Here is a 12,305-nt window from a genome sequence, read left to right on the forward strand (position 1 = left end):
GGTCGTCGTTTCGGTCTGCGTCCTTGCTCTAGGCTGCCCCGGTCGCGGGCGACTGGCCCGCGTGAGCCGAAGAGGGGAAGTAGTGGCAGCCAACGGTGGGACCAAGGCGATCCTCGCCGCACTGTTCGCCAACGCCGGGATCGCGGTGTCGAAGTTCGTGGGCTTCGTGATCACGGGATCGTCGTCGATGCTCGCGGAGGCGGTGCACTCGGTGGCGGACACGTCGAACCAGGGATTGTTGCTGCTGGGGCAGCGCACCGCGAAGCGAAGGGCGACGAAGGAACATCCTTTCGGCTATGGGCGGGAACGCTACTTCTATTCGTTCATCGTCGCGCTGATGCTGTTCACTCTGGGCTCGGCGTTCGCGCTCTACGAGGGTGTCCACAAGGTGCAGCACCCCGAGGACCTGTCCTCCCCGATGGTCGCCGTGGTGATTCTGGTGGTGGCCATCGCGCTGGAGACCTTCAGCTTCCGCACCGCGATCCGCGAGTCGCGGGGGCTCAAGGGGGACCGGAGCTGGTGGGCGTTCGTACGTCAGTCGAAGACCCCGGAGCTGCCCGTCGTCCTGCTTGAGGACGCGGGCGCCCTGTTCGGCCTGGTGTTCGCCCTGATCGGTGTCGGCCTGTCGGTGGTGACGGGCAAACCCGTGTGGGACGGCGTCGGAACCCTCATGATCGGGGCGCTGTTGGGTGTCATCGCCATCATCCTGATCATCGAGATGAAGAGCCTGCTCATCGGTGAGGGCGCCGCGGAGCGGGAACTGCGGGCGATCGAGGCGGAACTGGTCTCGGGTCGCGTCGAGCGGGTCATCCACATCCGCACCCAGTACGTCGGGCCGGAGGAGTTGCTGGTGGCGGCGAAGCTCGGACTGCGTGGCGGGCTGGAGATGGCGGAGGTGGCGACCGAGATCGACGAGGCCGAGGCCAGGGTGCGCGCGACGGTGCCCGCCGCGAGGCTCATCTACCTGGAACCGGACCTGTACCGGGCCGCCGTGTGATGACGGCGGGGCGCCGTCCGGGCACCGATTGTTGCGACTTGACGGCGATTGGGTCATGAGTCGTTACTGATCGGAATCAATCGGATCACCTCGCTCGTAACGGGATGGCCGTTTCACTCCGAACGGATAGGGTCCCGCTCGGACCGGACTCATCCGTCCCCGACCCCGATCCGGTCAGTGTCCCAACCCTTCCCGTACCCGGAGTGCCGCATGTCCCTGAGTCCACGAACCCGCCTGCGCTCGATGGCCGTCGCCACGCTGACACTCGGCCTGGTGATGGGTGCGAACTCCGTCGCAGCCGCTACGGGTGCCGAGGAGGACCCGAGGGCCGAGGTGCACGAGGGCAACGTCACCCGGTGCGACGCGTTCGGCGGCGGACTCCTGGTCAGCGTCGGTGACGAGGATCAGGTGGAGAACCTGCCGGGCCTGACCTTCGAGGGCGGCGACACCGCCTCCGCCGAGTACGTCGCGGTCACGAGTGTCCCGGAGGGCATCGCGGTCACGGCGATCGTGGTCAAGGGCGGCCCCGGCTACAACGTGTACGTGCCGGGCGAGCGAGGGCTGACCTCCGAGGCGCCGTGGGAGGACCTGCGCTCGCCGGTGAACCCGGGCGGCAAGATCCCGACGATCAGCCACTGGTTCGTGTGCGGCGCGGAGGCGCTCCCCCCCACCACAGAGCCTGCGGAGCCCACCACGGAGCCGGAGGAGCCTGGGCAGAGCGAGCAACCCACCGAGCCCGAGGAGACCGAGCCGGGCGCGTCGACGTCCTCCGTCCCGAGTGGGTCCATGTCGGCTCCGGAACCCAGTGCCTCCGCGCCCGCGAACACCCTCACGGCGGTCGCCGGCAAGGAGAACCCCGCCGCGGACGACCTCGCCTCGACCGGCCTGAGCAGTGGCTGGTTGATCGGTGTCGGCGCCGCGCTGGTCGTCGGCGGAGGTGCGCTGCTCGCGTTGACCCGCCTGCGCCGCAGGAGCACGACCTGAGGTACTAGAAGGCCCCGCCGCCGACCCGGCTGCTCGGCACCCTCGGCCCACCGAACACGTCGCCCGGCACAGGGGCGGGTCCGGTGGGTCGGGTCGGTTCGGGGATCGCGGGTGAGGGGCCCGCGAGACCCGCGGCGCACGCCACCGCCCTGTCCCACTCGGGCTCGGCGATGTAGTCGGCGTGGCGCCGCACACCCGGTGCCCACCGGCGCCCGCTCACGGGGCCCGGCATCGGGTCGGGCAGCCAGTGGTCCCCGCCGAGAACGAGCACCCCGTGGGCACCCCGCTCGGCCGCGTCGAGTGGCCCGACGCCGCCCTCGGGCAGATAGCCGATGCCCAGCAGGTCGCCCCCGGTGACCTGGTGCCGCCACGTGGTGGCACCCCCGCCGAACGTGTCGGTGCCCCGGCAGAGCCCCCGCCAACGGCCGTCGAGCCCGCCGTAGAGCCGTTCGAGCGTGTCGTGACCGAACACGGCGGGGAAGGCCCGCTGGTAGCCCCACTGCAACGGCGCCCCCGCCGTGAGCACGCCCAGCCGCTCGCGCTCGGCGGGCGTGAGCTCCGCGGTGAGCCTGCCCGCGGTGATCAGCGCGAGCAGCCCGCCGACGTGGTATCCGGCGACGACCACCCGGTTGTCGTGCTTGCGCAGGTGTTCCTTGGTGCGCTCGGCCAGTTCCGGCACGACCTTCAAGGCGTACGAGGGAGGGACAACGGGGTGTGCCACGCGGGGCCAGAAGCACACCAGGTCGGCGAACGCGGCGAGGTGGCGCACGCGCTGGGTGCCGGTGGCCGTGGTGTAGACCGCGCGCAGCAGGGCCAGCGCCAGCGCCCCGAGCGCGACCACTCCGAGCGCCGACAGCGGCGTGAGCAGGGCCGGGATGTCGAGCTCCGCGACCCGGACCACCACCAGCGCGGCGGCGCCGGCGATCATGACGAGGACGACGGCGAGTACCAGCCGGTGCAGGTGCTTGCGCTCCCAGGCCGCCCGTGCCCACGCATCGGCGGCGTCGGCGAGGTCGGCGTCGCGGGTCTCCATCAGCCGGAGCACCTCGGGTATGCCACGCCGGTGGCGGCGCAGCGGGCCGGCCACGAGCGCGTACCCGGCCACCAGTGTCGCGACCGCGAGACCGGCACCCCACAGGAGCGTGATGAGGGCGTATCCGCGGGGCAGCGCGAGGTCGGCGTCCAGCAGGTACCGCGCGGCGATCGCCAGGCCCGCACCGAAGCCACCGCCCAGCAGCCCCGCCAGGGCGAGCGCGGGCGCCGCGGCCCATCCTCCGGCCCACGGCCGCAGCCGCTGGGGCAACCCGGACCAGGCTCCGCGTGCCACGACGGCCGTGGGGATCAGCAGCACCGCGAACAGCACACAGGTGACGAACAGGGCCGCGGCCACGAGTTCGACCATCGCGCCAGCCCCGGTGACGAACGGACCCGTGGCGCCGTCCCTGGCGGATGCCGGCACCACCGTGGCGACGCCGACGAGGCACAGCGCCAGCGCCAGCAGGGCGAACCGCGAGGCGGGGCCCAGCAGGCGGTGGGTGCGGAACGCGGCACCCCCGACCGCGAGTCCCGGCAGCGCCAGCGCCAGGATCCACGCGGTGCTGCCCACCACGCCCTCGGGGGCCCGCAACGGGTCACCGAGCAGGACGACGGCCACGGTCCCCAGCGCCGCCACCGAGTGCAGGCAGCGCAGCGTGGTGGTGTAGTCCTGGTCGTCAACCAGGGTGCCGCCGGGCAGGTCGGGACGGGGCTCGCGCAGCCGGGCCGCCCGCACCGGCCACGAGGCGGACGCCACCGCGAACAGCACCGCCACCACGGCCAGCAGCGGTACGACACCGACCGCGGTGCGGGCGACGGCGGTGTCGCGCAGCCACGACGGCGCGCCGCCGAGACACCCTGAACCCGGCCGCAGGCACTGACCGGCGACCAGGTCGAGGGACACGACCGCCAGCTGCGCCACGAGCAGCATGGTCAGCAGCACGCCCGTCACCCTGAGCAGCGACCGGCACACCGCCGTCAGAGCGCGTGAGGCCCGCGGTGCCGACGCCGACTCGGGCGGGAGCATCCACTGCGCCACGTTCACCAGCGAGAACGGGAACAGCAGCGCCCAGGCTGCCTTGGCGGCCCCACCCGAGGTCATCCGGCTCCACAGGTAGCCCTCCAGCGTGCGTGACACGGAGCGGCCGAGTGCGCACAGCACGGGACCGGGCGCGGGCCTGCGCAGGCGGTCGGCGGGGCGGATGACCCGGCCCACGCCGTCGCCCGCGACGTCGACGGTGCTCGTGGCGTCGAGCAGATCGTCACCGCTGGTGCCGATGAGCCCGGGAACTCGCAGTTCGACGACGTGGGTGTCGGGTCCGGGCAGTGGCACGAGTGGAACACCTCGCTCGGCGACGGAAAAGGTGGCGGGGACGAACGGTCCGACCACCCACGGTAACGAAACGGGGACGTTTCCGCTGGTTACGGCGTGCAGTGATTGCCACCCGGTCGGGGGAAACCGCGATACGCCACAATGGGCGCATGGGGCGGTTGGTGGTCGTCGAAGGCCTTGACGGCGCGGGCAAACGCACGCTTACCGAGTCGTTGACCGCCGCGCTCCGCGCACAGGGCGCGACCGTGACCACGCTGGCGTTCCCCCGATACGGCCGCGACGTCCACGCGGATCTCGTCCGCGAGGCACTGCACGGTGCTCACGGTGACCTCGCCGACTCGGTGTACGGCATGGCGCTGCTGTACGCGCTGGATCGCAGGGACGCCGCCGACGAGATCCGGCTGGCGCTGTCCTCGCACGACGTGGTGCTGCTCGACCGCTACGTCGCGTCGAACGCCGCCTACCAGGCCGCGCGGCTGGGCGAGGGTGTCGACGGGCCCGTGGTGCGGTGGGTCAGGGACCTGGAGATCGACAGGTTCGGCCTGCCCGTTCCCGACCGGCAGCTGTTGTTGCGGGTGCCGGTGGATCTCGCCGCTCGGCGTGCCAGGACGAGGGCCGAGCAGGACACCTCGCGGAAGATCGACGCCTTCGAGTCCGACGACACGTTGCAGGCGCGCTGCTCCCGGATGTACGACGCGCTCGCCGAGCGCGGGTGGCTGTCGCAGTGGCACGTCCTCGACGGCACCCGCGAGCGGTCCCGGCAGGGCGCGGACGCCGAGCAGCCGGAGGACGTGGCCGCGCTGGCCACCTCGCTCTACCTCGGGAAGTGACCGAGCTGCGACGACAGTTCGGTGGCGGCCTCGGCCAGCGGCCGGACCACCTGGGCCACCCGGTCGCGGGACAGGCGGTAGGACGGTCCCGAGGCGCTGATCGCGGCGATCACCTGCCCGTCAGCGCCGTACACCGGCACCGCCACGGCGTGCATGCCGACCTCCAGCTCCTCGAACGACGCCGCGTAGCCGTCATGGCGCACGCGCCCGAGTTCGGCGCGCAGGGTGTCCGGGACGACGGTGGTGCGGGGCGTGTAGCGCTCGAGCGGCTCGCGCAGCAGCGGCCCCCGGTCGCTCTCGCTCATGTAGGCCAGCAGCACCTTGCCGCTCGACGTGGCGTGCAGGGGAGTGCGCCTGCCGGTCCAGTTCTGCGCGCTGACGGCCGCCGAACCGAACGCCTGACTGATGTTGATGGCCACGCCGCCGTCGGCCACGGCGATGTTGACGGTCTCCCCGAGGGACTCGGCCAGCATCCGGCAGGTCTGGTTGCCGAGCTTGGCGAGGTCGAGCCTGCCCATGGCGGCACCGGCGAGCCGAACGACGCCGAACCCGATGGCGTACTTGCCGCGCTGCCCCAGTTGCTCGACGAGGTGGCGCGCTTCGAGCGCGGCGACCAGTCTCGACGCGGTGGACTTGTGGACCCCCAACTCGGCCGCGATCTCGGTGATCCCGGCCTCTCCGTGCTGCGCGAGCAGTTCGAGCACGCTGATCGCGCGGTCGACCGACTGTACTGTGCCTGTGGCGCCCTTCGCCGTCCCGGAGTTCCGCATAGCGCAACACTAACTCCCGGACGCAAGGACGCAGATCACGTGCAACCTCGAACAACTCGCGCGCGAGAGGTCGTCGGTGCGGCATCGCCCCAGGTCGGGCGGTCGAAGCCGGTCGTTCACGCCGGTGGCCGAAGGGTCGGGTTCGCAACTTTCCGACCGGGTCGTGCACGCTACGCGAGGCGGTAGTGCGAATATGTGCCCCATGAAGGCACGTGTGCTGGTTGTCGACGACGACCCTGCTCTGGCTGAAATGCTGACCATCGTGCTGCGCGGTGAGGGTTTCGACACCGCCGTGGTGTCCGATGGCTCCCGTGCCCTGCCCGCGTTGCGCGAGATGAAGCCCGACCTGGTGCTGCTTGACCTGATGCTGCCCGGCATGAACGGCATCGACGTCTGCAAGGCGATCCGGGCCGAGTCGGGCGTGCCCATCGTCATGCTCACGGCCAAGAGCGACACCGTGGACATCGTGCTGGGCCTGGAGTCCGGCGCCGACGACTACGTGGTCAAACCGTTCAAGCCGAAGGAGCTGGTGGCGCGGGTGCGCGCCAGGATGCGTCGCACCGAGTCCGAACCCGCCGAGACGCTCATCATCGGTGATCTCACGATCGACGTCCCCGGCCACGAGGTCATGCGGGACGGCCGGTCGATCGCGCTGACTCCACTGGAGTTCGACCTGCTCGTCGCGCTCGCCCGCAAGCCCCGCCAGGTCTTCACCCGCGAGGTCCTGCTGGAGCAGGTCTGGGGCTACCGGCACGCCGCCGACACCCGGCTGGTCAACGTGCATGTGCAGCGCCTGCGGTCGAAGGTGGAGAAGGATCCCGAGCACCCCGAGGTCGTGCTGACCGTTCGCGGGGTCGGCTATAAGGCGGGTCCTCCGTAAGGTGTGGGCATGAACGGTCGACTGGCGTCGTCGGGCCGGTCGGCGTTGTCGCTGACCAGGCGCGCGGCGGCGTTCGGCAGGCGCACGATGTCGGCGTTCGGCGACCTGTGGCAGCGGTCGCTGCAGTTCCGCGTCACCACCTCCACGCTCGCGCTGTCGTCGGCCGTGGTGTTCGTCCTCGGTGTGGTGCTGCAGAACCAGATCGTCGACCGGCTCGTCGACACCAAGGAACGCGCCGCGCTGGCGCAGCTCCAGGTCGCCGTCCGCACGGCGGAGAGTGAGCTCGTCGGCGACGCGGGGCAGGGCGACGCGCTGCGAAACCGGCTCTCCAACGCCCTCAAGGCCATCACCAGCAGCTCGGTGGGCGCGCGGGACCTCGAAAGCTCGTCGGCGGGCGCGTTCGAGCCCGTCCTCGTGGCAGGCGACCCCGAGCAGGCGGGTGAGGCGGCCGTACACGCGGGACCGGTGCAGAAGGTGCCGGGCGCGCTCACGAGCTACGCCGAGAACAACCAGACCGCCGTGCAGTACGAGAGCCGCTCCGGCTCCACCTACCTCGTCGTCGGCGCCCCGGTCACCACGGCGACCCGGCCGATCCAGCTCTACCTGCTGTTCCCGCTGAGTACCGAGCAGAACACCGTCGCCACCGTCCAGAACACTCTGTTGCTCGGCAGCGCGTTCCTGCTCGTGCTGCTCGCGGTGATCACGAACATGGTCACGCGCCAGGTGGTCTCGCCCGTGCGCAGGGCCGCCGCCGCGGCCGAGGACTTCGCCGAGGGCGACCTCGACCGCAGACTCGACGTCACCGGCGAGGACGACCTCGCCAAGCTCGCCGTCTCCTACAACGAGATGGCGGCCAGCATCCAGGAGCAGATCCGGCAGCTGGAGGAGTTCGGCCAGCTGCAACGGCGCTTCACCTCCGACGTGTCCCACGAGTTGCGCACCCCGCTCACCACGGTGCGCATGGCCGCCGACGTGCTGTACGCCTCGCGCGAGCAGTTCCCGTCGGGGCTCGCCCGCTCGTCCGAACTGCTGGTCGACGAACTCGACCGCTTCGAGAGCCTGCTGCACGACCTCCTGGAGATCAGCAGGCTCGACGCGGGTGTGGAGGAACTGGCCGCGGAAGCCACCGACGTCCGCCCCGTGGTGCACCGGGCGATGGAGCAGGTCCGCGTGCTGGCCGGCACCACGGGCAGTGAGATCGTGGCCGAGCTGCCCGAGGACGAACTGACCGCCGAGATCGACACCCGCAGGGTCGAGCGCATCCTGCGCAACCTGCTCGCCAACGCGGTCGACCACGGTGAGGGCCATCCCGTCCGGCTGCGGCTCTCCGCCGACGAACACGCCGTCGCCATCACCGTCCGCGACTACGGTGTGGGCCTGCGTGCGGGCGAGGCCGAACTCGTCTTCAACCGCTTCTGGCGAGCCGATCCGTCCCGGAACCGGCGCACCGGCGGAACCGGGCTCGGCCTCGCGATCAGCCACGAGGACGCCCGGCTCCACGGCGGGTGGCTGGAGGCGTGGGGAGAGCAGGGCCACGGTTCGTGCTTCCGGCTCACGCTCCCCCGTACCGTGGGTACGACGGTGGAGCACAGCCCGATCCCGTTGCCACCGGACCCGCCAGCTGCCGGTCGTGCCGAAGTCGAAGCCGAGGCATACGGCCACGGGCCCGGCGACGGGCCTGGTGATCAAGGCGGTGAGACCGACCGGGACGAGCCGCGCGATGCCGGAGCCGTCATCGGACGAAAGGACCAGCGGTGAGCAGACGTGGTGCCGGGCGGGGACCGATGGCGGCCCTGGCCGCGTTCCTCGGCGCCGTGCTGGTCACGGGCTGTGCCGCCATCCCCACCGAGTCGCAGCCCAAGGCGATCCCCCGGCCGGACGCGGGACAGGCCACGCAGGAGATCCCGGAGCCGGAGCTGGGGCTCGATCCGCTGTCGGTGGTGCGCGAGTTCGTGCGCAACAGCGTGCAACCCGCCAACGACCACGCCGCCTCCCGCGCCTACCTGAACCGGCGACTGCGGGAGGAATGGCAACCCGACTCGAGCCTGATGGTGGTCGAGGACGAGTTCGGCACGGTCTACGCGCCCGAGGCCGAACAACCCGAAGACCCGAACGAGCGAGTCATCGCGCTCAGAGCGACCGCCCTCGGGCGACTGGCTCCGGACAGCTCCTTCATCGCGGGGGAGTCGGCGGTGCGCGAACCCGTCCGGGTCCGCAGGCAGGCCGACGGCGAGTGGCGCATCGTCGACCCGCCCGACAGCATCGTCATCACCGAGAGCGACTTCGCCGACGCCTACCTCACGGTGCCGGTCTACTTCTTCTCGCCGGACTCGACGGCGGTCGTGCCCGACCTCCGCTACGTGGTGGCGCGACCGCAGTCGGGGCTGCCCGCCCGCGTGATCGACCTGCTGTTGTCGGGCCCGTCCGACGGGCTCAGCGGCGCGGTCCGCAATCCCCTCGGGGACGCCGCGACGCTCGGCAGCAACGTCACGATCAGCAACGACGGCGCGCTCGTCGTCCCCCTCACCGGGCTGGGCGATGAGAGCGTCCAGGAACGCGAACTGATGGCGGCCCAGATCGTGCGGTCACTCCAGTACGTCACGACCAGCAGGGTGAAGTTGCTGTCCGACGGCACCGCGCTCGTGCCCGGCCAGCCGGAGTGGCGGCCCAGCGACCTCCCCGCCTACGACACGGTGTCCTCGCCGAGTTCGGAACTGCCCGGCCTGATGACCGTGAACGGTCGAGTGCGTTCGCTCGCCACGGGAGCACCGATCGAGGGGCCAGCCGGATCGGGGGCCTACGACGTGGTCAGCGCGGCGCAGGCCATCAACGGCCAGCAGTTGGCTGTCGTCGAGCGGAGCGCCGACGGGGTGCGGCTGCGCATCGGCGACTACGGCGTGGCGGGGCAGATCGTGGACCTGCCTGCCGACTCCCTGACGAGGCCGACATGGCGGCCGCCTGCCACCAAGGACGACAAGTCGGCCGAACTGTGGACCGTGGCCGACGGCGAGCGGGTCACGCGCGTGCAGCGCGACCCGAACGGCCAGTGGGTCACGCAGCGGGTGAACGCCTCGGAACTCTCCGACGTCGGGTCGATCACGGGCCTGCGGCTGTCCCGCGACGGCTCCCGTGCGGCGCTGATCGTGGACGGTCAGCTGGTGGTGGCCTCCGTGGTGCGGACCCCGGCCGAGGCCACCCTGCGCGCGCCCAGGGTGCTGCAGGAGGACCGCCTGAACTCCGTCGTGGACGTCGACTGGATCGACCAGGACACGCTCGTGGTCGCCACGTCCTCCGACCGTGTCCCCGTGGCGAGGGTGTCGGTGGACGGCGTGCAGCTCGACCAGTACAACAGCTCGAACCTGACACCGCCGATGAGCGACATCACCGCGGCGCCGGGGCGGCCCATCGTGGTCGGCGACGTGGGCGGGTTGTGGACCGCGAGCGAGATCGGAGCGGTATGGCGGCCCCACAGCAACAGCAGGGCCGCCGCCGATCCGTTCTATCCGGGCTGAGTCGCGCCGCCGACGGCACCGTTCGGTGCGCGGGCCGTGTCCGGGGCCGGAACTGTCGGCCGGGCCCGGCACCGTGGGGGCATGGAAACGACCGCGACTGCCGACGGACTGACAGCTGGTGATCGGATCGGGCGCCCCGGAGCGGGCCGCTCCGGGTGGCGTGGAGTCCTCACGGCGACGCTCGATCTGCTGTGGCCCTCATCCTGCGCGGCCTGCGGGCGAGCGGGGCCCGCGGCCTGCGAAGTGTGCCTGGCCGAACTGGCGCGTGCTCCGCTGGCGCTCCGGCCGGGTGTGTCGGCCCTGGCCCGGCACGACGGCGCCGCCAGGGAGTTCGTGCTGGCCTACAAGGAGCACGGCAGGCGGGACCTCGCTCGCCCGCTGGGACGGGCCCTGGCCGCCGTGGTCCCGCTACTGGACGGCGCACGGCCGGACGCGGACGGGACGTGGTGGCTCGTGCCGGTGCCGTCGCGCCCCGCTGCCTCCCGGATGCGGGGCGGGCCACACGTCCGGGCGCTGGCCCGGGAGTGTGCGCACGCGCTCGCCCACGCCGGGGAGCCGGTGGCCGTCGCCCCGGCGTTGCGGCTGTCGGCGCGCGCTCGCGACGCCGTCGGCCTCGGCCGGGCGGCACGGGTGGCCAACCTCGCGGGTCGCGTCACGGTGACGCGCGCGGGACTCCCGCCGCCGGGCACACCCGTGGTGCTGATCGACGACGTCGTGACCACGGGCGCCACGCTCACCGCGTGTACGCGCGCTCTCTTCGAGGCGGGTGTCGAGGTCGGTGCGGCCGTGACGCTCACCGGCGCGGGTGCCGTGACGGGCTGAAACCCGGCTTTCTGTCACCCACACGGGTAGTTGGGGAACTGCGGGAGGGGGATCGTCGTTGACCGGATATGACGCAGCCCACGGTCACGCAGAGCCAGGCCACGGGGCGTCGACTGCGTCACCGGGATGAGTATGAGCCCGGCGCGCTGCTCCGAACGGGGGTCGGTACGTCCGGCCTGTCCGGTATTCCACCGCGTACGGTCACCGCCCGGCTCCGCGTAGGTTCCCCCGGCGCGGGGGCTGTTGCGGAATCGTCACGGAGGCTAACGTGCAGCGCTAACGAACGTCCCGGCCGCAGGGGAGGTGAAGCGCCGATGTCCCCGGTGCCGGAGCTCTGAATCGGCTCGGACGCCCGATATCTCTGCCGCGTCCGGTCCCGCCGTCGCTTCGGTGCCAGAGGTCGCCCATTTCAAAACACTCGCACGTACGTGAGCGAGGAGGTCGTGAATGGACATCGTCATCAAGGGTCGCAACGTGGAGATTCCGGAGCATTACCGGACGCACGTGGCTGACAAGCTGACCCGGCTGGAGCGTTACGACAGAAAGGTCATCCGCTTCGACGTCGAACTGTTCCACGAGCCCAACCGCAGGCAGGCCAAGAACTGCCAGCGCGTGGAGATCACGGGCAAGGGCAGGGGCCCGATCGTGCGGGCCGAGGCCAGAGCAGGCGACTTCTACGCGGCGCTCGACTCCGCGATCAGCAAGTTGGAGAGCCGGCTTCGCCGCATGCACGACCGCCGCCGCGTCCACTACGGCCGCCGCAGCCCCGAGTCGCTCGCCGAGGCGACCGCCGCCGCCGCGCAGGCCGTGGCCGCGAACGGGGCGACCCCGACCGGCACCGCCCGGGCCGCGACCGCCGTGCTGGACGCACCGACCGGCGCTGCCGTCGACGAGGACGTACCGACCGACGAGATGGGCGTGCCGGAGCCGCGCTGGGACGACGGTGTCGCTCCCCGGGAGCCCGGCCGCATCGTGCGCGAGAAGCAACATTCGGCCGAACCGATGACGATCGACGATGCCCTCTACCAGATGGAGCTCGTGGGCCACGACTTCTACCTCTTCCACGACGCCGAGTGCGACAAGGCGAGCGTCGTGTACCGAAGGAAGGGATTCGACTACGGAGTGATTCGACTCGGCTGACC

Annotated in this window: 10 protein-coding genes; 8 read left to right on the forward strand and 2 right to left on the reverse strand. The window is 71.5% G+C overall.

The window, feature by feature from the left end; all coding sequences use genetic code 11:
- Window positions 1–82 precede the first annotated feature (82 nt).
- The gene (locus FFT09_RS13395; RefSeq protein WP_138382892.1) at window positions 83–997 is read left to right on the forward strand and encodes a cation diffusion facilitator family transporter; all 915 of its coding nucleotides are present in this window, start codon (window positions 83–85) and stop codon (window positions 995–997) included.
- 210 nt (window positions 998–1,207) lie between these two features.
- Complete coding sequence (locus FFT09_RS13400; RefSeq protein ID WP_138382893.1) at window positions 1,208–1,981, forward strand: hypothetical protein; 774 nt, start codon at window positions 1,208–1,210, stop codon at window positions 1,979–1,981.
- Window positions 1,982–1,985: 4 nt separating this feature from the next.
- Here the strand turns inward: FFT09_RS13400 and FFT09_RS13405 are convergent, their stop codons facing one another.
- Complete coding sequence (locus tag FFT09_RS13405; RefSeq protein WP_138382894.1) at window positions 1,986–4,349, reverse strand: hypothetical protein; 2,364 nt, start codon at window positions 4,347–4,349, stop codon at window positions 1,986–1,988.
- Between the two features lie 149 nt (window positions 4,350–4,498).
- Between FFT09_RS13405 and FFT09_RS13410 the strand changes: the two genes are divergently transcribed.
- Window positions 4,499–5,179 carry a dTMP kinase gene (locus FFT09_RS13410; protein ID WP_081191448.1) on the forward strand — a complete coding sequence of 227 codons (681 nt, stop codon included), beginning with the start codon at window positions 4,499–4,501 and terminating at the stop codon, window positions 5,177–5,179.
- Here FFT09_RS13410 and FFT09_RS13415 read toward each other — a convergent pair.
- The gene (locus FFT09_RS13415; protein WP_081191447.1) at window positions 5,164–5,949 is read right to left on the reverse strand and encodes an IclR family transcriptional regulator; all 786 of its coding nucleotides are present in this window, start codon (window positions 5,947–5,949) and stop codon (window positions 5,164–5,166) included. The two genes, FFT09_RS13410 and FFT09_RS13415, sit on opposite strands and share 16 nt — an antisense overlap.
- Window positions 5,950–6,151: 202 nt before the next feature.
- Between FFT09_RS13415 and mtrA the strand changes: the two genes are divergently transcribed.
- The 5 genes from mtrA (at window position 6,152) to hpf (ending at window position 12,303) form a co-directional block, all read left to right on the forward strand.
- On the forward strand, window positions 6,152–6,829 hold the full coding sequence (gene mtrA, locus FFT09_RS13420) for an MtrAB system response regulator MtrA (protein ID WP_024874856.1): 678 nt from the start codon (window positions 6,152–6,154) through the stop codon (window positions 6,827–6,829).
- 9 nt (window positions 6,830–6,838) lie between these two features.
- Entirely contained in the window at window positions 6,839–8,587 is a 1,749-nt protein-coding gene (gene mtrB / locus FFT09_RS13425) for an MtrAB system histidine kinase MtrB (protein ID WP_081191446.1), read from the forward strand.
- Window positions 8,588–8,613: 26 nt separating this feature from the next.
- Complete coding sequence (locus tag FFT09_RS13430; protein ID WP_138383199.1) at window positions 8,614–10,341, forward strand: LpqB family beta-propeller domain-containing protein; 1,728 nt, start codon at window positions 8,614–8,616, stop codon at window positions 10,339–10,341.
- 81 nt (window positions 10,342–10,422) lie between these two features.
- Entirely contained in the window at window positions 10,423–11,163 is a 741-nt protein-coding gene (locus FFT09_RS13435; protein WP_138382895.1) for a ComF family protein, read from the forward strand.
- Window positions 11,164–11,610: 447 nt separating this feature from the next.
- A complete protein-coding gene (gene hpf / locus FFT09_RS13440; RefSeq protein ID WP_024874852.1) occupies window positions 11,611–12,303 on the forward strand; it encodes a ribosome hibernation-promoting factor, HPF/YfiA family in 693 nt (230 codons plus the stop codon).
- The last annotated feature ends 2 nt before the right edge of the window (window positions 12,304–12,305 follow it).

The organism is Saccharomonospora piscinae (assembly GCF_005862235.1).
GTDB lineage: Bacteria > Actinomycetota > Actinomycetes > Mycobacteriales > Pseudonocardiaceae > Saccharomonospora > Saccharomonospora piscinae.